The 24331-nt window shown below is 42.2% G+C and carries 14 protein-coding genes and 1 CRISPR repeat array; of the genes, 8 read left to right on the plus strand and 6 right to left on the minus strand.

Annotation, left to right across the window (positions count from 1 at the left end):
- Nucleotides 1-12: 12 nt before the first annotated feature.
- Genes cas7c through cas2 form a run of 4 tightly spaced genes read left to right on the plus strand, consistent with a single transcriptional unit; the run spans nt 13 to nt 2867 of the window.
- A complete protein-coding gene (gene cas7c, locus HHO47_RS03255; protein ID WP_169018859.1) occupies nt 13-882 on the plus strand; it encodes a type I-C CRISPR-associated protein Cas7/Csd2 in 870 nt (289 codons plus the stop codon).
- Between the two features lie 3 nt (nt 883-885).
- A complete protein-coding gene (cas4, locus tag HHO47_RS03260) occupies nt 886-1509 on the plus strand; it encodes a CRISPR-associated protein Cas4 (RefSeq protein ID WP_169018861.1) in 624 nt (207 codons plus the stop codon).
- Nucleotides 1506-2537, plus strand: coding sequence for a type I-C CRISPR-associated endonuclease Cas1c (gene cas1c / locus HHO47_RS03265; RefSeq protein ID WP_169018863.1), 1032 nt, complete (start codon nt 1506-1508; stop codon nt 2535-2537). The genes cas4 and cas1c overlap by 4 nt, the downstream gene beginning before the upstream one ends.
- Before the next feature lie 36 nt (nt 2538-2573).
- On the plus strand, nt 2574-2867 hold the full coding sequence (cas2, locus tag HHO47_RS03270) for a CRISPR-associated endonuclease Cas2 (protein ID WP_169018865.1): 294 nt from the start codon (nt 2574-2576) through the stop codon (nt 2865-2867).
- A 180-nt stretch (nt 2868-3047) separates the two neighbouring features.
- Nucleotides 3048-9381: a CRISPR direct-repeat array (repeat unit 32 nt; unit sequence GTCGCGCCTCACGCAGGCGCGTGGATTGAAAC).
- 127 nt (nt 9382-9508) lie between these two features.
- Here cas2 and HHO47_RS19245 read toward each other — a convergent pair.
- Complete coding sequence (locus HHO47_RS19245) at nt 9509-10255, minus strand: GGDEF domain-containing protein (protein WP_248290907.1); 747 nt, start codon at nt 10253-10255, stop codon at nt 9509-9511.
- Between the two features lie 72 nt (nt 10256-10327).
- Nucleotides 10328-10819, minus strand: coding sequence for a hypothetical protein (locus tag HHO47_RS19250; protein ID WP_248290908.1), 492 nt, complete (start codon nt 10817-10819; stop codon nt 10328-10330).
- Between the two features lie 344 nt (nt 10820-11163).
- Between HHO47_RS19250 and HHO47_RS03280 the strand changes: the two genes are divergently transcribed.
- Nucleotides 11164-12051 carry a cation diffusion facilitator family transporter gene (locus tag HHO47_RS03280; protein ID WP_169018867.1) on the plus strand — a complete coding sequence of 296 codons (888 nt, stop codon included), beginning with the start codon at nt 11164-11166 and terminating at the stop codon, nt 12049-12051.
- 76 nt (nt 12052-12127) lie between these two features.
- Nucleotides 12128-14905 (plus strand): ATP-binding protein, encoded by a 2778-nt coding sequence (locus tag HHO47_RS03285; protein WP_169018869.1) that lies wholly within the window; start codon nt 12128-12130, stop codon nt 14903-14905.
- Here the strand turns inward: HHO47_RS03285 and HHO47_RS03290 are convergent.
- Nucleotides 14902-19440 (minus strand): EAL domain-containing protein, encoded by a 4539-nt coding sequence (locus HHO47_RS03290; protein WP_348981633.1) that lies wholly within the window; start codon nt 19438-19440, stop codon nt 14902-14904. The two genes, HHO47_RS03285 and HHO47_RS03290, sit on opposite strands and share 4 nt — an antisense overlap.
- A gap of 133 nt (nt 19441-19573) precedes the next feature.
- Between HHO47_RS03290 and HHO47_RS03295 the strand changes: the two genes are divergently transcribed.
- Together HHO47_RS03295 and HHO47_RS03300 are read left to right on the plus strand one after the other, a co-directional pair.
- The gene (locus HHO47_RS03295) at nt 19574-20137 is read left to right on the plus strand and encodes an isochorismatase family protein (protein ID WP_169018871.1); all 564 of its coding nucleotides are present in this window, start codon (nt 19574-19576) and stop codon (nt 20135-20137) included.
- Nucleotides 20138-20408: 271 nt separating this feature from the next.
- Nucleotides 20409-20603 carry a (2Fe-2S)-binding protein gene (locus tag HHO47_RS03300; RefSeq protein WP_011329912.1) on the plus strand — a complete coding sequence of 65 codons (195 nt, stop codon included), beginning with the start codon at nt 20409-20411 and terminating at the stop codon, nt 20601-20603.
- Nucleotides 20604-20697: 94 nt separating this feature from the next.
- Here the strand turns inward: HHO47_RS03300 and bfr (HHO47_RS03305) are convergent, their stop codons facing one another.
- The 3 genes from bfr (HHO47_RS03305) to HHO47_RS03315 all read right to left on the minus strand — a co-directional run bounded on the left by bfr (HHO47_RS03305) (nt 20698) and on the right by HHO47_RS03315 (nt 24014).
- Entirely contained in the window at nt 20698-21162 is a 465-nt protein-coding gene (bfr, locus tag HHO47_RS03305; protein WP_169018873.1) for a bacterioferritin, read from the minus strand.
- A gap of 10 nt (nt 21163-21172) precedes the next feature.
- Nucleotides 21173-21646, minus strand: a complete 474-nt coding sequence (gene bfr, locus HHO47_RS03310; protein WP_149980077.1) for a bacterioferritin — start codon at nt 21644-21646, stop codon at nt 21173-21175.
- Nucleotides 21647-21875: 229 nt separating this feature from the next.
- Nucleotides 21876-24014 (minus strand): TonB-dependent receptor, encoded by a 2139-nt coding sequence (locus HHO47_RS03315; protein ID WP_169018875.1) that lies wholly within the window; start codon nt 24012-24014, stop codon nt 21876-21878.
- Nucleotides 24015-24331: the final 317 nt, after the last annotated feature.

Genomic DNA, 24331 nt, shown 5'->3' on the forward strand with positions numbered 1-24331 from the left:
AAGGACTATCTAATGAGTTTATCCAATAAAATCGATTTCGCAATTATTTTTAAAGTTCAAAATGCCAACCCAAATGGCGATCCATTAAATGGTAATCGCCCACGTACCGACTACGACGGTTTTGGCGAAATTACCGATGTATGTTTAAAACGTAAAATCCGTGACCGATTACAAGAAGCGGGAGAAAGTATTTTTGTCCAATCAGATGAGAAAAAAACCGATGGCATGACAAGCCTACGCAACCGCGCTGAATCGGATGAGTTTGGTCTAGGCAAAGACGCATTTAATAGTAAGAAAACGCCAGTAGATGAAGCCGCCAAAAAATGCTGTGAAAAATGGCTAGATGTACGTGCTTTTGGGCAAGTGTTTGCGTTTAAAGGTGCTAACAAAGACGGCGTTTCTATTCCCATTCGTGGGCCTGTGACTATTCAAAGTGCTTTTAGTTTAGAGCCAGTAAGTATCACAAGCACGCAGATCACCAAAAGTGTCAGTGGTGAAGGTGATGGCAGCAAAAAATCATCCGATACTATGGGCATGAAACACCGTGTTGATAGTTCAATATACGTTACATTTGGCGCAATGACGCCACAGCTCGCAGAAAAAACAGCATTCAGTGATGAAGATGCTGCAAAAATAAAAGAAGTACTCACTAAGCTATTTGAAGGTGATGCATCATCAGCACGTCCAGAAGGTTCTATGGCAGTTTCACATTTAGTATGGTGGCAACATAATTCTAAGTCTGGGCAGTATTCATCAGCAAAAGTGCATCAAACTTTACGTGACCATATTGAACAAGGCTTGCCTCTTAACACTGCCGCTTTAAACGATTCATTAATATCAACTCTTCAAGATCTTAAAACACAAGTGATAGAAGGGTTTTAAATTATGCATGAGGCCCGCTTAATTTCTATCTCAGCCTTACAACACTATTTATTTTGTCAGCGCCAATGTGCGCTGATCCATTTAGAGCAAGTATGGCAAGAAAACTTTTTAACGGCGCATGGTCGCCAATTACACGAGAGAGTAGATCACGGTGGGCCTGAAACACGTAAAGGAGTACGTTTTGAAAGAGGAGTGACAGTTAATGCCCCGCAATTAGGGTTAACCGGTAAGCTTGATTTATTAGAATATCAAGCGTCAATTAATCAATTTATGCCTGTGGAATATAAACGTGGTAAACCCAAAGCCAATAATGTTGATAAAGTGCAATTGTGCGCGCAAGCTTTATGCATAGAAGAAATGCTAGGTGTAGATGTTAATCAGGGGGCATTATGGTATTGGCAAACACGCAAACGTCTTACTGTAGATATTGATGAAGCATTACGTTTGCAAACCAAAACACTGATCTCCGATATTCAAAGCATGTTTTATAGTGCTAAAACGCCACCCCCAATATTTGGCAAGCATTGCAAAGCATGTTCTTTAAATGAAATCTGCCAACCTGAGCTCATAATTAAAGACAGCTCATCGCGTTATATTACGCGTTTATTTAACATGGATGATGAATGAAAAAATTACAAAATTGTTTATACATCACAAAAGAGGGTGCCTACCTTCATAAACAAAGGGATACCTTGTTAATAGAGCAACGTATCGAAGGCAAAAAAGAAAAACTATTGCAAATACCAATTCATTCTATCTGTAGTATATTTTGCTTTGGTAATATTATGGTATCGCCGCAACTACTTGGGTTTTGTGGTGAAAGTGGCACACACTTAGCTTTTTTTGATATGTATGGAAAGTTTTTAGCCAATGTAGTCGGCAAGCAAACGGGGAACGTATTACTCAGACGCCAACAATTTAGTGTTCAACATGAACAAGCACTTGATATTGCTAAAACCTGTGTAGGGGCTAAAATTCGCTCATCTCGTGTATTATTAATGCGCCATAGGCGCAATCATGGTGACTCAGTTCAATTAAGCAAAGCAATAGTTCGCCTTAAACAAATCGTTGCTCAGTTACCCCATATAAATGAATACCAAACGGTTTTAGGGTTAGAAGGCGAAGCCGCATCGCATTATTTTGCAATATTTGGCGAACTGATAAAGCCAAACAAAGATAATGTATTATTTAAAAACCGCAGCCGTCGTCCCCCCAAAGATCCTGTTAATGCCGTACTTTCACTACTTTACTCAGTGTTAGGGCAGGAAATAAGTGGCGCTTTGCAAGGTGTTGGCCTTGATCCACAAATTGGCTTTTTACATAAAGAACGACCTGGACGCAACAGTTTAGCATTAGATTTACTCGAAGAATTTAGAGCGAGCATTGTCGATAGTATAACTATTAAATTATTCAACAATAAGCAACTTAGTAGCAAAGATTTTACTCAAGATGTAGTAGGCGGTTTTACCCTAAAAGATGATGCTAGGCGATTGGTTTTTCAGGCTTATCAAGCAAAAAAACAAGAAGAAATAACACACCCTTTTTTAGGCGAAAAAATACAAGTTGGGCTCTTACCACACGTACAAGCAATGTTACTTGCACGTCATATTCGTGGTGATTTGGCTAAGTACCCTGCTTATTATGTACAAAAGTAATCACTCAAATAAATACATTTATAAGGAAATAGCACCATGATGATATTAGTAACTTATGATGTTTCTTTTGAAAATGAAGGAGGGCAGAGACGACTACGTAATTTGGCAAAAGTGTGCTTAGATTATGGTATGCGAGTTCAATATTCTGTTTTTGAATGTGAGGTTGATTCAACACAATGGCTGATTTTTAAAGAAAAGCTACTTTCAATATACGATCCTGATGTTGATAGCCTAAGGTTTTATAAATTAGGTAAAAATTGGCAAAGTAAAGTTGAGCATCATGGTGCAAAAGTCGCCATAGATATTTTTAGAGACACATTAATTTTATAAACTCGCGCTACCCCTTTGCTCTCATAAAAAAGCCGCTGCCTTAGCGATTTTTTAAGCTCTTTAAAAACAAAGAATTTATTACGAGTAACATAGAAATGATTATTTTATTACTATGTTACTTATGTGCTTAGCGGCATATCATAAATTATGCTAGGCTTACCGTGCCTTTTAACCAAGGTGGTCGCGCCTCACGCAGGCGCGTGGATTGAAACTGGGCCGTATCGCCGATAATATACGAATATTTCGTCGCGCCTCACGCAGGCGCGTGGATTGAAACTGTAAATTCCTTACCAGGTGAATTATCCATAATGGTCGCGCCTCACGCAGGCGCGTGGATTGAAACTCTAAACCGTCGTCAGGGTCCGTATAGTTACGTGGTCGCGCCTCACGCAGGCGCGTGGATTGAAACCCTGAAATGCCGTGTATCATTTTTTAGCTCCCCGTCGCGCCTCACGCAGGCGCGTGGATTGAAACCCTAGAATGGGTAATGTAAAGTCCGTATTATCAGTCGCGCCTCACGCAGGCGCGTGGATTGAAACACGCTTGTTGTACGAGAAATTATAAGCGTCTGTGTCGCGCCTCACGCAGGCGCGTGGATTGAAACAACCTTGCGCCATGTTATGTCGTCTATGTGCTTTGTCGCGCCTCACGCAGGCGCGTGGATTGAAACAACAGTAGATACCCAAACGCTTTTCCCAGTAGTGGTCGCGCCTCACGCAGGCGCGTGGATTGAAACCTGTTATTTACGGTGACATGTTCAACCAGAGACGTCGCGCCTCACGCAGGCGCGTGGATTGAAACTTAGCAGAATGTGAAGGGCTTCAAAGTGACTTCGTCGCGCCTCACGCAGGCGCGTGGATTGAAACATGGAATTGTGATAACCATGAAAACCTTTATCTGTCGCGCCTCACGCAGGCGCGTGGATTGAAACAATGCTTCCACCTAAATCAGGTGTAGGCTCAGAGTCGCGCCTCACGCAGGCGCGTGGATTGAAACTTGTCGTCCCCTTCACCTGTGGCGTTCATACCTTGTCGCGCCTCACGCAGGCGCGTGGATTGAAACTTTAACCACACATAATGCGTGCCCGCTTTGTTACGTCGCGCCTCACGCAGGCGCGTGGATTGAAACCAGAGAGCTGCCTATAACAACGCCGCTAAACAATGTCGCGCCTCACGCAGGCGCGTGGATTGAAACCTTGGAATTTAACTGAACCCCTCTCTATACGTATGTCGCGCCTCACGCAGGCGCGTGGATTGAAACGAAGATCTTCGAACGAGTACAAGAAAATAGCGATAGTCGCGCCTCACGCAGGCGCGTGGATTGAAACGATAACTGGCTTTTCATCTAACGCGTCTTCGGGTGTCGCGCCTCACGCAGGCGCGTGGATTGAAACTCACTTAGTGTTCGCATAGCCTCTTCGACAATGTCGCGCCTCACGCAGGCGCGTGGATTGAAACAAGAGTTAATGCTTTACATTACGGGTAACGCGAAGTCGCGCCTCACGCAGGCGCGTGGATTGAAACTAAGAATCTAAATGTCAACATTTATAAGATTATGTCGCGCCTCACGCAGGCGCGTGGATTGAAACGAAAGAAGAACCCTGGGTGTAAATTATTTGCGCTGTCGCGCCTCACGCAGGCGCGTGGATTGAAACCAAGAACATCAAATCGACGTGGGTAGTGAAGGTGTCGCGCCTCACGCAGGCGCGTGGATTGAAACCAAGTTGCTTCTAAAGTCGCATCGGCTGCAAACGGTCGCGCCTCACGCAGGCGCGTGGATTGAAACCTCTCAGCATGAGGAAGGGCATAAGCTCTGGCAGTCGCGCCTCACGCAGGCGCGTGGATTGAAACGTTTCACTAGTAGGTATACAAAAAACCAAGAATGGTCGCGCCTCACGCAGGCGCGTGGATTGAAACAAGCTTCGCAGCGAATCGACGCGAGTGTGCAGCAGTCGCGCCTCACGCAGGCGCGTGGATTGAAACGTGAAACGCACGACCTTCTAACATTGATTCACTGGTCGCGCCTCACGCAGGCGCGTGGATTGAAACTACTTCAGTTAAGTCAATCATTTTATACACTCTGTCGCGCCTCACGCAGGCGCGTGGATTGAAACTTTTTTTGAAAAAGGGCGTTGGCCGCCATAGTTAGTCGCGCCTCACGCAGGCGCGTGGATTGAAACCCAAATACCAGTAAAGCCATTTTCATAAGCTGACGTCGCGCCTCACGCAGGCGCGTGGATTGAAACTGAATAAACGATCGGCTTTTGAATAACTAAAACGTCGCGCCTCACGCAGGCGCGTGGATTGAAACTTCGAGCGTTTGCGTAGTTGGGGTAAGTGTGCCGGTCGCGCCTCACGCAGGCGCGTGGATTGAAACGGGTCACCTGGGTTTATTTCAAATATGGGTTTGGGTCGCGCCTCACGCAGGCGCGTGGATTGAAACCTCAACACCTTTAATAAACTGAGCGCACACAGCGTCGCGCCTCACGCAGGCGCGTGGATTGAAACCGTCCATCGAGTTTTTAAATTGCCACGGTGTTGGGTCGCGCCTCACGCAGGCGCGTGGATTGAAACTTTAAAGTGGGTATCACCAACAATATTAAAAGGGTCGCGCCTCACGCAGGCGCGTGGATTGAAACGGTAAATCCGGTTTAGTTGGATCGGCAGCAACGGGTCGCGCCTCACGCAGGCGCGTGGATTGAAACAGTATGCCCAGCTAGCTCAAATCGACTGCACTTTGTCGCGCCTCACGCAGGCGCGTGGATTGAAACATCGTAAAAATATGACTCCTATTTTTATTGAATGTCGCGCCTCACGCAGGCGCGTGGATTGAAACATTTGATGACCACAACCAAGCATACCCGATTGGGTCGCGCCTCACGCAGGCGCGTGGATTGAAACTATAAAACACTCACTATTATTATCAGTATGTATGGTCGCGCCTCACGCAGGCGCGTGGATTGAAACTTCGAACTCTACGTCCATACGTGCGATTTCAACGTCGCGCCTCACGCAGGCGCGTGGATTGAAACTCTTTAACTTCGTCTGTTAACGTCACCGGTGGTGGTCGCGCCTCACGCAGGCGCGTGGATTGAAACTCGATCCTTTAAAGATAAAGACCGTTTACAAATTGTCGCGCCTCACGCAGGCGCGTGGATTGAAACATTGACGGCCAACAAACCGCAATTGAAGAATACAGTCGCGCCTCACGCAGGCGCGTGGATTGAAACGGTAAAGGCTCACGCCATAAACGCTTAAAAGCGTGTCGCGCCTCACGCAGGCGCGTGGATTGAAACACGCTAAGAGAGTTATAGACGGCGAGATACTAATGTCGCGCCTCACGCAGGCGCGTGGATTGAAACGCCCCCATAGTTATGAAATTCACCATCAACAACGTCGCGCCTCACGCAGGCGCGTGGATTGAAACATCACCATCGCAGTCTTTACCAGTTGCAGTAAAGTCGCGCCTCACGCAGGCGCGTGGATTGAAACTATCATAGTCATATAAGTTAAAAGAATACTGTATGTCGCGCCTCACGCAGGCGCGTGGATTGAAACTTTCAAGTCAGCAATTTGTTTTCGAGTTAATTGCGTCGCGCCTCACGCAGGCGCGTGGATTGAAACAACACGGTGTTATTGAAGATAACCAACAAGAATAGTCGCGCCTCACGCAGGCGCGTGGATTGAAACTGGCTGAGGTTTAGCACACATCAAAGATCCTCCGTCGCGCCTCACGCAGGCGCGTGGATTGAAACGGCTGAGGTTTAGCACACATCAAAGATCCTCCGTCGCGCCTCACGCAGGCGCGTGGATTGAAACGCCATAAACCTCACAGAAAACATCAACGTTTAAAGTCGCGCCTCACGCAGGCGCGTGGATTGAAACATATTGTAAGTAGTGCTCTTTTTTTGAGAATGGGTCGCGCCTCACGCAGGCGCGTGGATTGAAACTATTAAATCACGGCAATAGTCACCATAGACTGCGTCGCGCCTCACGCAGGCGCGTGGATTGAAACCCTTGTAAGCAAGTGCAACGCCAACGATTAAAACGTCGCGCCTCACGCAGGCGCGTGGATTGAAACACCTATGCAATAAAAAGATTTATACATTAATGCAGTCGCGCCTCACGCAGGCGCGTGGATTGAAACTGTGATAGTTGGTATTATGTGTCGTACAACCGCGTCGCGCCTCACGCAGGCGCGTGGATTGAAACATCAATTAAAACCAATGCGCCCGTTGGCATCCAGGTCGCGCCTCACGCAGGCGCGTGGATTGAAACTACGCTCTTAGGTTCAAAGCCACATTTTTGAATAGTCGCGCCTCACGCAGGCGCGTGGATTGAAACAAACCATGTTGCGCTAGCTGACTTAAAAGAACCTGTCGCGCCTCACGCAGGCGCGTGGATTGAAACCCACCAATAAAGCCAAGTTCACCTTTAATGCCATGTCGCGCCTCACGCAGGCGCGTGGATTGAAACAGATAACAGCTCTCGATATCGGGGGCGCTTTTAGTCGCGCCTCACGCAGGCGCGTGGATTGAAACCTCTCAGCATGAGGAAGGGCATAAGCTCTGGCAGGTCGCGCCTCACGCAGGCGCGTGGATTGAAACTAGTCATATGTCACCAGTGACGTGTAGTTAATTAGTCGCGCCTCACGCAGGCGCGTGGATTGAAACTCTGTCCGTTGCGGGTTGTATATTCACAGTGTGGTCGCGCCTCACGCAGGCGCGTGGATTGAAACTTAACCGCTGGTGATGCTGGCGACTTGGTTAAAAGTCGCGCCTCACGCAGGCGCGTGGATTGAAACTCCAAGTATTAGTCCTAAGACCTCCTATTTCTAGGTCGCGCCTCACGCAGGCGCGTGGATTGAAACTCACTTGATGAGTTACGTAAAACCGCACAATTGGTCGCGCCTCACGCAGGCGCGTGGATTGAAACTAGCGATGCGTGTCGCTGGTATCGATGTGAATACGTCGCGCCTCACGCAGGCGCGTGGATTGAAACTGTTACACCTAAAGTAGATATCTTAGTGAAATGAGTCGCGCCTCACGCAGGCGCGTGGATTGAAACTACGTCACCAGACAACACAGTAAGTGCGTCACTTGTCGCGCCTCACGCAGGCGCGTGGATTGAAACTTGTCGTCCCCTTCACCTGTGGCGTTCATACCTTGTCGCGCCTCACGCAGGCGCGTGGATTGAAACAAACCATGTTGCGCTAGCTGACTTAAAAGAACCGTCGCGCCTCACGCAGGCGCGTGGATTGAAACTGTTGTAATAGGGAATTGCTGCGAGTCCGTCAAAGTCGCGCCTCACGCAGGCGCGTGGATTGAAACTGGGCAATCAGGGTCCTCTACATCCTCAAGAGGGTCGCGCCTCACGCAGGCGCGTGGATTGAAACATAATATCGTGAACTGTCAAGTTATTAATTCACAGTCGCGCCTCACGCAGGCGCGTGGATTGAAACGCTTTAAGAAACTAGGTACATCATCATCAAAAAAAGTCGCGCCTCACGCAGGCGCGTGGATTGAAACAAGTAAGGCCAAACCATCATCTTGGCCTTTTTTTGTCGCGCCTCACGCAGGCGCGTGGATTGAAACTGAACCGTCATATTTAAAAATGATAGTAGTTTTAGTCGCGCCTCACGCAGGCGCGTGGATTGAAACACGTTAGGCATTTTCTTTAACATGCTGTGTAATGTCGCGCCTCACGCAGGCGCGTGGATTGAAACAATTTTATTGAAACCTAGTGCGTATTCTTCGATGGTCGCGCCTCACGCAGGCGCGTGGATTGAAACCTGATTTTGGTCCTTGGGCTGATTGCAAAATCTGTCGCGCCTCACGCAGGCGCGTGGATTGAAACTGTTCCAAGGCCATCCCAGTTGCATAACTGCACCAGTCGCGCCTCACGCAGGCGCGTGGATTGAAACTTAAACTCGGTCAAAGACTAAGTGAAGAAATACAGTCGCGCCTCACGCAGGCGCGTGGATTGAAACATCTTACATTCGTTTACCAAGACTACTAACGGAGGTCGCGCCTCACGCAGGCGCGTGGATTGAAACAGAAATATCAACTTGGGGTAGGTTTTCAACGGAAGTCGCGCCTCACGCAGGCGCGTGGATTGAAACTGTCGTTAATAGCGTCAATAGCGTTTCGGAATGCGTCGCGCCTCACGCAGGCGCGTGGATTGAAACAACAACTGAAGCAGCGGGTGAACAGGCATGGTCGTCGCGCCTCACGCAGGCGCGTGGATTGAAACATGGCGTTTTAGGTCTGCGGTAAAACACACGATAGTCGCGCCTCACGCAGGCGCGTGGATTGAAACATGGATGCTCATCATATGCCAGCCTGCGCCCTTGGTCGCGCCTCACGCAGGCGCGTGGATTGAAACCTAATTTCGTACGCAACGGAATTAGGCCGCACCGTCGCGCCTCACGCAGGCGCGTGGATTGAAACAAACCCCGGTATGCTCCAGCCATCAATTGCTAAGGTCGCGCCTCACGCAGGCGCGTGGATTGAAACTTTTTACCGGCGGCTGCTTCTGCATTAAATGCCAGTCGCGCCTCACACAGGCGCGTGGTGGGTTGAAATTGAGTGGCCGAGCGTGTCACCATGCTGCGAGATAACTCGTGGCTACGAATACATGGCCCTAGTGCTCTTCATCAAAAACTTGAATTTGATTGCGGCCGGATTTTTTTGCCACGTAAAGTGCGCTGTCGGCGGCAAGGATTAGCATATCGGCGGTGGTGTGTTTATCTGGTTTACAACTATAACATCCGATGCTGAGGTGGTCGGCGATGTTTGAATTTGGGTGCAGAATATTTAGTTGGCCTATTTGCTGTTGTAGTAATCTGGCAAATTTTAAGCAGTGGTTTTTATCAATGCAGGGTAACACAATTGCAAATTCTTCGCCGCCGTAGCGGGCTGCTAAATCCCCTTGTCGTTTACATAAGTTATGCAATGTTTGGGCAACTTGTTTAAGTACTTCGTCGCCTTGCTGGTGGCCATGATTGTCGTTATATCGTTTGAAATAGTCGATATCACATATGATTAAACTCAATGGTTGCTGTGAGCGTGTTGCACGTTGAATTTCATTGAGTAAGGTTTGATCAAAACAGCGGCGGTTGGCGATATCAGTTAGGCTATCGAGGTTTGCTTGTGATTGCAGCTCTTGATTGACCAAGAGTAATTGCTGCTGAGCTTGCTCTAAGCGTTGTTTGTAAAATACATTTTTAAGTGCGTTGGCGATAATTTCACCTACCAGTTTGAGCCGCATTAGATCGGTGTCACTCCAGTGGCGTATATGGGTAACGCAATCACAACCAATAAAACCAAATAAGGCATTTTCAGAGCGCAGCCCAATACATAAAACAGACTTGAATCCTTTCTGATTCAAATTCAGCCTTTTCGGCAGCAGCTACAGGGGATAACAAGTTAACATCAGATACCTTGAAAACGTGTTTTTTATTCATTGTGGTAAAAAATAAGGTAATAAATCTTGTTGAATATCTTGCCGTTTTTCTTTAAAAGGCTTGACCTGCGTATTAACCCATTCATGAGTATTACTCATGGTTTTGCCATCGTCACTAAATTGAAATAAATAGCTGCGATCAGCATCACAAAATGTACCTATGGTTTTTAAAGCGATTTCGATCTGTTGGTCGAGATTGTCTATTTGTATATCAATAAGTTGTGTTGATATTTTTGCTATTACTTCGTCAAAGTCAGCTCGTACAGTGAATGATGAGTGCGGTTCAATTGCCAGCATCATTAATTGTGAGCCAATTAAACTATAGGTGACTATAACACGCAGGGGGGTGTGTTTGGTGGCAATATTGTAGGTGTGCTCGGTGTTATTTGGGGGGGTTAAAAATGTGTGATAATCCACAATAGCGTGGTTTTCTATTTGTTGAATAGATAAGTGTTGAAACGCTTTTGCCACCGGACTTATTGTGGGCATTAACTTGAGTAACTGCTGACTAGGTATGTTGGCGTGCAGCGTATCTGTTTGTTGATCAAACAGTACAATTGCAAGTGGTAATGTTTGTAAAGATTGCCAAATTTCGTTTACAGAATACTTTTTACTGGAATTTCAACTTTCTATTAACATATTGAGTCTACATTCAGTTTGAATAAAATGGCACTTTAATTGGCCATTTTACAGATAAATTAACTCAATATTAAGTTTTTAGTGCGTTTGGCTTATGGAAGTACTACAATTGATACTGTATATCATTACTCTTTTAAACGTTTCTTAGAATGATGACTCTTAGCACACTATAAGCACAGGTAAAACCGCTTTTCATGACCGACATTACAACTCACCAGGCATCACGACGTAGATTATTAATTGCATTAGCAATCACTAGCTCATTTATGGTTATTCAAGTTATTGGTGCCTATTATGCAAACTCTCTTGCCGTATTAGCTGATGCTGGGCATTTATTTGTTCATAATAGTTCTTTATTTATTGCCTTGATCGCATCGAGCTTAGCGATTCATTTAGCTAAAAACTACAACGATGGTTATCAAAAAGCTGAATTGACCGGTGGTTTGATCAATGGGTGTTTATATTTGGCGATCAGCCTGGTGATTTTATACGAGGGCGGAGAGCGCTTTATACATCATCATGAAGGGCAAGAGCCCGTCGTCAATAGCTATTTAATGTCGGTTATTGCTGCCACTGGATTTTTATTTCACGGTGCTGCAGCATGGGTCTTATATAAAGGTAGGAAGGCTAGCTTTAATGTTTATGCGGTATTTTTACATTCATTTTTTGATTTGATTTCAACGGTGTCTACGTTTATCGCCAGTATACTTATTTATCTAACGGGTTGGAGCATTATTGATATTTTATCGAGCATGCTGATTGCGTTATTTGTTTTGTTTACAGGTGTGAAAGTGATTGTTGGTTGTGTTAAAGGTCTGCGTTTAAATAAAGCAAAACTACCTGATGTGGCCGATATTGAAAGTGCTATAGGGCAAGTCGAACATGTAGAAAATGTGCACAATGTTACTGTTATGCGCCGTGACAAGGAGTTAGTTGTAGGGGCGCATGTGGTACTTAAACAACATTGCACTAAAGAAAAACATGATGAAGCATGTCGACTTAAAGTTGAGCAATTGCTAGCAAGGCAATTTAATGTTGGTAATAGCGTATTGCAAATCGAAAGTCATGGTTGTCAGCATTAAATACAATTAGTTAACTTGGCAAAATGTGTTTTTTACTTTACTTTTAGATATAGCCTACTTTATTCGGAACAATCCATTGCCGTTTTTTCAGCATCGATACTTTGCATTCAGCTTTTCTATACTTTTAGGCGTGTTGGCTGGTTTTGTTAATTTACTGCCATTTTGGTTTTTCGACAGCTCTGAATTTTTATTTGGTCAGCTTTTTGTTTTAATTTGTTTGTTATTATTTGGTTTACGCTACGCGTTAATTGCGTGCGCTATCAGCGGTGCTTTTATTTTTTATCGTTGGGGACATAGTTGGCCATCACTCGTGTTTATTGGCGAAGTACTTTGGCTGTATTACTTTAGTTTTAAAACCGCGCGACTGCTGTTTATTCGCGGCATTATTTATTGGTTGTTAATTGGTATTCCGCTGCTGGGGCTCATTGGTTATTTTATCATTGAGTTGCCATTATTGGCGGTCATTACCGCTTTGGTTAAGTATTTTTTAAATGCTGCTATTGTTTTATGTGTTATTGATTTACTCAGTTTTTTCTTTATTCAGCAAGTGTGGCAAAAACGAGCAAATTCGCTGTATAAAATTCTTAATTACATTGTAAGCATCCTCATTATTTTAGTGGTGTTATTAACCACCATTGTACTTACCAACAATCATTATGCGCGTATTGAATACGAGGTGAAGTCGCAGCTTGCTGAAAAATCCGAAGACATTGCTGAAAAAATTGACCTGTATTTAAATGACTATCGCCGTGGCATCGTATTAACTGCAAAAGCCATTGAGCAGGGGGTTGATAAACAGTTAGCATTGAGTCAGTTAATGGCACTTTATCCAAATTTTCGCACGTCAATGGTCACGGATGAAAACGCAATAGCACAGGTATTTAACCCACTTAGTTTGCAAGAAAGCTTAAAAGGCAGCAATTTATCGGTTGCTGATCGTGATTACTTTACGATCGGTAAAGACTCGCCAACAGGGTATATTTCTAATGTTTTAAGGGGGCGAGGATTTGGTGATGAACCTATTGTGGGGATTTCTGCGCCTGTGCATATTAACGGCCGTTTTCAGGGGGTTGTTGAAGGCTCGTTAGTATTGGGCTCATTTTTGCAATTTAGGCCAACCATATTTGATAATGATGGTGAGTTGATTATTCTTGATGCCAAAAAACACGTGGTGTTTAGCACTTTACCTACCCATTACTCGGTATTAACTCAGCTCACTGAAGATAAATTTACGCAGTTACAAGGTGATCAACAGGCCATAATGACTACCGACATTGATGGTGAACAATATTACGTAAAAATATATTTATCACAACAACAAGGTTGGTATGTAGCAAGCTTATTAAAACGTAAGTATGCAAACCTTGTTGCGGCAAGTGCTTGGGGGCAATCACTATTACTAACTCTTATGGTGATTGTTTTGATCAGTATTTTTATCACCCAATTGAGCCGATGGTTGGTGAGGCCTATAGAAGAGCTTACCGAACAAATCGATGCGTTTGATCCTAAAGAAGATATCAGTGATTTACAGACGCAAAACAATGCGTGGCTGGAAGTACTGAGTTTACAGCAGCAATTTGCGACCTTAGCATCTAAATTGACCACTAATTTTAAAGATCTAGAGCAAGTGAATATTGAAAATGCAGCACTGAATCTGCATTTAAAACAGTTTAATGTGGAGTTAGAGTATCAAGTAAATGAAAAAACAGATGAGTTAGTTAAAGCTGTGGCAACTGCAAATCAGGCCAGCAAAGCTAAATCACAATTTTTAGCGAACATGAGTCATGAAATTCGCACCCCGCTTAACGGTATTATGGGGCTAACTGATATTTTACTTAATGCCGATTCTGTGAAGCTGGAACACAGTGAACAGTTGCAAATGATACAGCAAAGCGCGAAAAATCTATTATTGATTTTAAACGATATTTTAGACTTTTCTAAAATTGAGGCGGGGGCTGTCAAATTAGATATTCATATAGTTAGAGTACGAAAACTGCTTACCCAGTTAGCACAGGTGTTTACAAATACTGGTGTACAGCCAGGTGTTGAATTTGTATTAAATATTGCCCCGTCAGTTCCGGATGTGGTGCAGTTAGACTCACTAAGATTGAGCCAAATTGTTAATAACTTGCTAAGTAATGCGGGGAAATTTACGCAAACAGGAAGCATAACGATGAACATTGAATATGCTGATAATCATTTGTCTGTGGCGATCACCGACACTGGTATTGGTATTTCTGGGCAGCAGCAATCATCGTTGTTTCGTGAGTTTACTCAAGCTGATATTTCAACCACGCGGCAATATGGTGGTACAGGATTAGGCTTGACTATTTGTAAGCGAATAGTTCAGTTAATGGGGGGCAAGCTTGTACTACACAGCGAGATTGGTAAAGGCAGTTGCTTTACTATCATTATTCCAGTTGAAGTGGCACAACTTAACCATGAGGTAGACATACAGCAAAGCATCCCTGATTTAACTGGACTGAAATTATTACTGGTAGAAGATAACCAAATCAATCAAATTGTTATTGCAAAAATGCTCAGTGACACCCATTGTACCTTAGAGGTTGCTAACGATGGTGAAAAAGCATTGGCGTGTTTACAACACAATATGGCCGATATTATTTTAATGGATTGCCAAATGCCTATTATGGATGGTTACCAGTGCACAACTGAAATCCGTAATAACAGTGCTCAATTTGGCTCTGTGGTTATTATAGCCATTACTGCTAATGCCTTTGAAGACGATAAAAAACGTTGTTTAGAAGTGGGTATGGATGATTTTATAGCCAAACCTGTGGATCGTGGCCAACTTTTTCAATGTCTTAAAAAGTGGGCTGATACATTGAGCTAGGTAGTTTGTAATTTCTCTTGCAGTGCTTGGATATACGCATCGCTAATGAGTATGTCGGCAGTTGTTGGTTTTGCAAAATAATAGCCTTGTAGGTCAGCACAGCCGATGTGATTTAAAAAGTGTATTTGCTCAATTGTTTCTACGCCTTCTGCAATGCAGTATAGATTTAGGTTTTCAGCTAAGGTGTGGATTGTTTTGATGATTGATTCATTATTACTATCTTGGCCGATATTACGCACAAAGCTTTGATCAATTTTAATCACATCAATTGGAAATTGACTTAAATACGTTAAAGACGAATACCCGGTACCAAAATCATCCAGTAATAATTTAAAACCTGCGTTTCTGAGCGCTTGCAGCTGCTTAGCCGCTTTGTTTTTATCATCAAGAAAGGTGTTTTCAGTGATCTCTAAACGTAATTGTACCGGTTTTATATGGTGCTGATTTAAAATAAGTAATAAGCGCTCGGTTAAATTAGATTTTAAAATATGCATCGGTGATAGATTTAACGATAAGTAAAACCGTGGGTTAGCTTTAAATAATTGTGCGAGTTCTTCAAGTGCACGAGTCAGCGCTTGCTCTGTGAGTACATCGATTAAACCTGTTTCTTCAGCAATAGGAATAAACACTGCTGGGGATATCAATTCAGCTTGGTGTTGCCAGCGCATTAAGAGCTCTACGCCGTTTATTTTCTTGCTTTTATTATTAACAATCGGCTGGTAATTATTAAAAAATAAATCGTCCTTGTAGGCATCTTTTAAGGCATTTTCGAGCAGCAGCTTTTGGGTGATTTGGTTATTCATTTGTTCAGTGAAGAACTTAAAGCCGTTGCGGCCCGATTGCTTAGCATGCATCATTGCGATGTCGGCATTACGAATAAGCTCATCGGTGGTGTCGGCATCAAATGGGTAGAGTGCAACCCCGACGCTGGCCGAGATATTAATTGCAAAATCGTTGACCACCACCCGTTTTGCAAGCTCTGCGGTGAGGCTATGCACTAAGTTACTCAAACTTTGTGGTGAGTCTAAGTTTTTAATTAATAATAAAAACTCGTCACCACTTTGACGCCCAACAACAGCATTATTATCAAGCATACTATTCATTCGAGAGGTAATATCACATAACAGCTGATCGCCAACCGCATGACCGAATGAGTCATTCACTGGTTTGAATTTATCTAAATCTATAAACAGCAAAGCAACCATACTTGCATGTGTATCGGCATCTTTTATGGCATGCGATATCTTTTGATACATTAGTGACCGATTTGGTAGCTTAGTTAATGGATCATAGTTGGCTAGGTAGCGCAGTTCATTTTCAGCGCGTTTTTGCTCGGTTAAATCAGAAATAACCACCACATAATAGCTCACCACATTACTGTCTTTTGCCACTGCGGTAATACTAATATGGATAGGGTGCGACGGATTTATCTTAGTTTTTATATAAGCGTCACCACGCCAGTTTTGTTTTGGTGATAATGATTTTAATATATTGAGAAACTCACGATATTGCTTTTTACCCATTGCAGTTAAAAAGTGTTTTAACCCAAGCTTAATGGTGTTTGTGTTAATAGAGAAAGCTTCGGCAAAACTATTGTTGACCGAAAACGGTAGCAGTTGAGAATCTAAAATCAATAGCCAATCGTTGATTTGACTAAATGCTTCACCTAAAACGGTGGCTTGTTGAGCATTGGCTCTTTGTTCAGTGATGTTGGTATAAATCCCAGAAACCTTAGTAGGCTCACCTTGTTCATTCCTTTGGGTAATTTTGCCTATGTCTTGATACCATAGCCAATGCCCTGCAGCATGTTTAATGCGATACGTAGACTGCCATTGTTGATCGTTATTTTGTGATATAAAGCGAGCCCATTCTTGCATCAAATTACCAAGATCTTCTGGGTGAATAAGTTTAGAATATTCAGCAAAATCAATTTCCCTTGAGACTTTTAAATACCCTAATTCTTTGATTATACGGTGTCGAGTTCCAGCATCTGTTGTTAAATTAATTTCCCATACGCCACTGTTACTACTACTTAATGCCAACTCTGTTTGTTGTTGTGAATAAAGCACTTTGTTATGAGCTTGGGCAATTGTTTGTTGTTTTGTTCGGTATTGCCAAAAGATGAAAAATAACACCGCAAAAAAAATCAATGCATATGCACTGATAGCTAGCGGAGAGCGCCACGGAGCATAGGCAACAGTAAAGTTCAGTGTTTTTTCATCACCGAGGCCTGAGTCATTTAAGTTATATGCTGCGATTGTTAGTTGATAATTACCAGCCGGGAGCTTAGTAAAAAAAACTTTATTATTGTTTAGCTTGTTATAGCTTAATGTATTGGGGCCGGTTAATGACACCTTATAGCGTGTTTGATCTATATTTTGAAAATCAAAATTAGAAAAACTAACTTCTAAGCCCACGTCTTCATTAGTCAGTTGTAAACATTGGTTAGCGTATTGCAATGGATGATAATTGAGTGCGCGGGAGAGTAACGATATATCGGTGATTTCAGTTATGGTACTGTGGTGGTCATTCGGAACAGATAGGAAGTTTTGCGGGGCGAGAGTTAGTACGCCGCGTGTACTGCCAAAAGCTAAGCGGCCATCGTTTAACTGAGTGTGTGAGTCAATATTAAATTCATTCACAGTTAAGCCATCTTTAACTGTATATGCATTTAATTGCATTGAGCTTAAATCTAGCCGATAAATACCATTTTTACTGCTGAACCATAAAAAGCCAAATTGGTCGATTTGCAAGGCGACAACTGCTTTAGTTTTAATACCATTACTGAGGTTAATACGGTGTTTTATTTCGTAACTGGTTGCATCAAGACCAATTAGCCCTTCTTGAGAGGAGGCAAGCCACAGGGTATTGTTATAATCGATCACCCAATCATCAATAGTGACATAATTTATTGGATTATAATTATTGACTTCGTAGATCAAGGTGAGTTTTTGCCTGGCTTCATTATAACGATATAGCGCCCCTGATACACTGATCACGTAGTCATCGGGTTTATTGGACAACGGTTTTAAAAATGCATGTACATTGACCGGGGCAAGTTGTTCTTTAAGACCTTTGATTACTTTAGTTTGACCACTGCTTCCATCATACAGAAAATAATCATTCTCGTTAAAAAATGCAAACGTATCAGCCGTGATTTGATGATATCCATAGGTTGGGCCACGGTCGAGAATCGCTTGTGTATTGCCTTGCATTGGTAGGGCAATTTTTTGTTCAGTTTTTTTATCGAACAAAGCAAGACCATCATACAGCAGTAACCACAAATAACGGCCCGGCTCATTTAAGTGTGCCGAGGTAATACCATACACAGCAAATTGGCCATAAAACGCTTTGGTATCATCGCTGACTAAGTAAGTTTTCTCGGTAGTTTCATCTTGGCGTATTTTGGCTAGGCCATTATCGGTGCCCAGCCACACGGTGTTATCGTCCTGATAAACAGTAAGGATCACATTGCTGTGCAATTTATCATTACTAGTGATTTGAATGCTGCTAAAACGCCTTGCTAAAGTGGACCAAGTAAAAACACCTTGCGAGCGTGAGGCAAGCCACATAAGTCCCGTTTTATCAACCATCACATCTAAAATAGTGTTGTCGGTCATGTGAAATTTGCTTTGATCAAAACGTAATAGAAACTCATTGTGATCAATATGGCGATGGTATTGATAAAGACCGTCCTCAGTGACTATAAATTCACCATAAGGAGTATTAACATAGTCCCAAATATTACGTTCTGCAAGTAGCGTTTTTACGTTGTTTAAGTTTAATAACTCATTGTTATTAAATGCAATAGAGTAAAATCCTTCGACCGTGCCAACCAGTAAACCAAGTTGCGAGTCGATGGATAAAAATTTGATATTGTTGTTATCGGAATTGAGTTTGTCTTTGGCAACTAAAGGTATTTTCGTAATATGTTCATCAATTAATGATTTTGAATACAACCCATCAGTGGTGGCGATATATAAAAAATCATTGTGGATAGTAATTGCGCGTACAAAATTCTCATCTTTATTGATTGAAAACTCGTGAGTAAAGGTGTTTTTTTGTGGGTTAAAAGCATACACATGTTCGTTAATGGCATAATAAAATAGCTGCTGATGTTCGGCGATAGCAAAAATAGGAGAAAAACGCTTCTCTTCAGCGTTTAATTTACCTGAATAAATTTTGCTAACCTTGAGTGTCACAGGATCAATAATAAATGCACCAGAATACTCAGTTGATACAAAAATATCGCCGTTGTGTGTTTCGAACAATACAATAATTGAGAGTTGATCCAGTGAGTATTCACCAGTGAATGTTTTTACCTCATAGCCATCAAACCGATTTAAGCCTTGTAATGTACCGATCCAAATAAATCCTAGTTTATCTTGTAGTGTGCTAGTAACATGGCCTTGTGATAACCCTTCATCAGTCGATATTCGCTGTAATTGTTGTGCATAATTTTGAGCACTGGAATTAACACTAAACCAAGTGCATAAAATACTAACTAAGATGAAAAAAAAGTTACTTAACCGCACTTAAGGTACTGCTCCCCTGAGGTAATATACTCGTTAGCTATAAGTAAATATAGCATAACAATTTATAGTTTAATTAAAGAATTAACTTTATAGAACAAATCACTTATGCTGTTAGTTATGTTTAGATCACAGGATGTTCACATTGCCTCACTCATTAAATGCTCACGCCATGCAAAGTCTGTTGTTAGTTGTCGATATTCAAGTCAAATTAAGTCCGGCGATGTCTCGTTATGAACAAGTAAAACAGGTCACAGTGCAATTAGTAAAAGCCGCACAATTGTTGCATATTCCTATCTTAGTCACCGAACAATATAAACAAGGGCTTGGTGAAACTGATCAGCAATTAAAAGCTCAGATTGGGCAAGCTGAATACTTTGATAAAACTCACTTTAGCGCGTGTAAGGAGACCGGTTTTTTAGAGCTTATTGCCAGCTATAAACGCCCGCAAATCATTGTGGTTGGTATGGAAGCGCATGTATGCGTATTACAAACTTGTTTAGATTTACTGGCGCAAGATTATCAGGTGTTTTTAGTCATGGATGCGGTTAGTTCGCGTAATGATCTACACCGCGATTTAGCCATCGCTCAGTTAAGACAAGCAGGTGCTGTGATCAGCTGTGCTGAAAGTGTGATTTTTCAATGGACAGAAGTGGCAGCGACGCCTGTATTTAAAGAGATTTTAAAGATTGTTAAATAAGTTTGGCTGCAAGAACAGAATAATCCCACTTCAGTATTGTAAATGATAGTGGTTTTGCGGTGTCACAGTTGTTTAATCTGAATTGATAGCGCTTCAAGCGGTGGATATAGCTCTATTGATATTAATAATGCTGACTTAGCAGAAACTTTACAAAACGATATGAAATTAAGTAAATAAAAATAATTCTCAATTTTATGCGATTACTAATTGCGAACTGTTTACGTTTAGATTAATATACAAGCTCGAATGTTATTGAGAGTGGTTTGTATTCATGTATATCTGTTTATGTCACGGTGTGACAGATAAAAAAATTGAACAAACAATCGACGACGGCGCGACTACAATGCGCGAGCTAACTAAAGAGCTTAAAGTCGGTAGCCAGTGCGGCAAATGCTGTGGCTGTACTAAAAAGATCCTCAATCGTAAACTTATCCAAATCGCTGATATTACCGACCAAGTGGCGTAGCTATTGCTGGTAATTGTTTAAACTCAGTGACATTTATTTGTATGATAAAAACTACAAAAGCAGCCTAAGCTGCTTTTTTGGTATTAACCAAGCGTTACATTTGCGACTGTAGGTAGTTTTCAATACCGGTGCTTTTAATTAACTGTTGTTGCGTTTCTAGCCAGTCGATTTGTTCTTCTTGCTCAGATAAAATGTTATCGAGTGCTTCGCGGCTAATATAATCTTTTTTACTTTCAGCAAGTTTGATCGCATCTTTTAGATCAACCAATGAATCTAGTTCAAAACTCATATTGCAGGCAATCATTTCTTCGCTGTTTTCGCCAATGCGTAAACGGCCAAGATCTTGAAGATTAGGTAAGCCTTCTAAAAATAAAATACGCTCAATTAAACGGTCAGCGTTTTTCATTTTTTGAATCGAGGTTTTGTAATCGGCTTTGTCTAATACGCTAAAACCAAAATCTTTAAACATACGGGCATGCAAAAAATACTGGTTAATAGCGACTAATTCATTTGCCAATATTTTATTTAATGCAGCAAGAACGTCTTTATCGCCTTTCATAATTTAGCTCCTATTCGCCCATTTGTGATTGGTGATAGTTTTGGCTACCAATTTTATCAATCAAACCGAGTTGTTGTTCAAGCCAGTAAACGTGATCTTCTTCGGTATCAAATAATAGCTTTTCAAGGATCTCACGTGACTGATAGTCTTTTTCTTGCTCACAGACTGCAATTACTTCTTTAACACACTCAACGACTTCAAGTTCTAGGGTTAAGTCATTTTGCATCATTGATTTAACGTCATGACCAATAATAAGATCGCGGCGTTTGGTCATGTTTGGTACGCCTTCGAGGAATAAAATACGCTTAATTAACCAATCAGCGTGATCTTTTTCTTCTTCCATTTCATGATTAAGGCGTACATAAAGTTTATCTAAACCCCAATCATCGTACATACGTGAGTGGATAAAATATTGATCGATTGCTGCAAGTTCATTTGCAAGCAGCGTGTTAAAGCTGTCGATAACTTTTTGATTACCTTTCATAATGGCCTACCTTGAAATTAATAATAGCGACAAGTTTAGTGTAAAATCACAAAATTGCAAGTATTTTCCTTTTAAATCATATGGTTAATATTGCGTGTGATTCTCGTTTAAGTTTGCATTGTTGGTTGCTTTATGAACAGATTGCTATTTATATTTAAGGTTTAAGATTAAAGGTGAAATTAAGAGGGGCTCGTTCATTGCACAGCACAATGAACGAGTTGAATGATGCTTAAAATTTATATTTAACGCCAACTGTTGCTGTTGTTCCTAAACCTTTGATGTTGTAGCCGCCGAATGTATATGACTGAGCACGGGCTGGAAAGTAATCTTCGTTAAATAAGTTTTCGATACCTGCAAACCCTTGCCAGTTATCAGCAAATTGATATTGGCCAGTTAAGTTAAAAATATTATAACTTTCGACAGGGCCCTGATCGCCCACATATTTGCCATCGTCATTTGCTGCAAAGCGTTTTCTATCACCGACATACAGATAACTTAATGTCAGTGACATAGCCTCACTCGGTCGCCAGTTTAGGTTAGCAGTCGCTTTTGGTGGGCTGATCTGTTTAGAGCCTAAATAAACATCTGCTTCGGTGTTTTTACCTTCAACATAGCTATACGTTGCCAGTAATTTTAGGTTTGCAGAAATGGTGTAATCTACCAGTGTTTCGTAGCCCCAAATTTCCTGTGGCGCTCTTACTGGCTCATATACGCCGGTCACTTCATTAAATTTATTGGTTGTGCCAAGTTCAGAAGTACTGCGATAGGCGGCAACTTCAATACGAACATTATCAAACTGTGAATTAAAACCAATTTCATAGTTATCGATGATCGAGGCTTCAGTTTGGATCTGTCCGATATCATTCACCGTGGCAGCACGCAGCAGACGACCAATGTCTGAAATATCAGAGCCTTGTGAGTAGCTCAAAAATGGGCTGAATTTTTCATCAAGGTTGTACTTGATCCCGATATTATAGGTTGTAGCATCGTAATCAATGGTGTCACCTTTAACGTTAATAGGCACTGAGCACTGAGTTGGCGTTTTACATAGTTTAAGTGTGCGGTAATCGTCTACGGTTAAATCAATGCTCTCTTTGCGAACACCAGCTTTGACGATAAGATCATCAGCAATTACCCACTTGGTTTGTAAAAAGCCGGCAACACTTTGCATATCCATCTCTGGAACCCAGATACGGCCGTCAACAAGTGGCTGCGAGGTTACATCGGTTAATGCATCGATACCATAAATAAATGAGGCTTCAATAGAATCAAAATCTATTTGGGTATTAAAAGTTGCCCGTGCACCTTTTTTCTCTGATCTGATAATTGACTGGCCGCCGTCATAATTTTCGCCTTGATTAGCAAGATTTGGGGAGAAGAAAAACACGTTTTCTATATCTTGCATGTAAAGATCTAAAGTCATTTGGGTGTTCTCAAATAGCGCGTAGTCTGTGTACTTTAGGGTGATGTTTTCGTTGCCTTCGGGGCCTTGTGGTTTACCTTGTTTTTGTAATTCTGGTGGTACATGGATTGCGTAGGTTTTTTCGCCTAAGCTCATATCGCCCACAACATCACCGAGGTCAGTTTTTTGCTGCGAACTGAAGTAGTTATAACTAAATTGTAGCTGTTTTTCGTCATCAAAATCATAGCCCAATTTAGTAAAGTAGTTTTGTGTAACTGCGTCGGATAACCCATATTGTAAACCGAGTATGTCACCCTTAGCATCGCGTTGTACGCCATTTTCTTCATAGCTGGCAGTAACTAAATAGCTAAATTTGTCAGCACGGCCATTTATGGCTGCTGATAGCCTAGCACCGGCACTTTCCTCAAGTTTTACCGCACTAAAACGACTCGATAAACTTATTTCACCTTCGGTTTTACCATCACTTTTTGCTTGTTTAGTGATGTAATTAATAATACCGCCTGATGCACCGTTACCGTAGATAGAGGTGGCACCTTTGATCACCTCAATACGACCGATGGCACTTGGGTCGAGGCTCTTTATACCTAAAGAGCCATTACGCAGCGGGGTTGATTGCGGCACGCCGTCAATCATTATCAAAGGAGCGCGACCGCGCAGCGTTTGCCCTGTATTACTCGAACTACCTGTATCAGGAGCAAGGCCTGGCACCATTTGCGCAAGTAAGCTTTGTAGCTCTGGATTTACTTTTAAATGCTCTTCGATTTGCTGTTGATTGATAATGGTAATTGATGCGGGAACCTCATCAATACTTTCAAAAATACGGCTACCAGAGACAACCACACGCTCCATTTGTGCATCGGTTAATTGCTTTTTATTGATTACTTCATCGGCAAAAGTGGCAGTGCTTATAGCGAGGGCTAATAAAGTGAAAGAGGTTTTAAACATGAAGATCCTTTACGGCTATATAATTATGAAATATTACTGTTTTTATTGATGCAATAATAAGTGTAAAGAAGTGTAAAGGCAAGGGTATTGATAGTTATTATCAATTGCATTTTATTTTTTTTGCTATTCAAAAAAGTTAAACATCAGCATTATGCTTGCACAAAAAGCTAACCAAAGCGGTGCACTTGCCTGATATTTTCCGACATTAAAAATTTGATAACAAAAACCAATAAGCAGCAGTAGCTCAATAAGTAGCTGGAGCGGAAAACCCACAAAGGCATAAATGAGTCCTACCACGGAGAGAAAGCTACTACCTG

The organism is Pseudoalteromonas arctica, assembly GCF_012927645.1.
GTDB classification, from domain to species: Bacteria; Pseudomonadota; Gammaproteobacteria; order Enterobacterales; family Alteromonadaceae; genus Pseudoalteromonas; species Pseudoalteromonas arctica_A.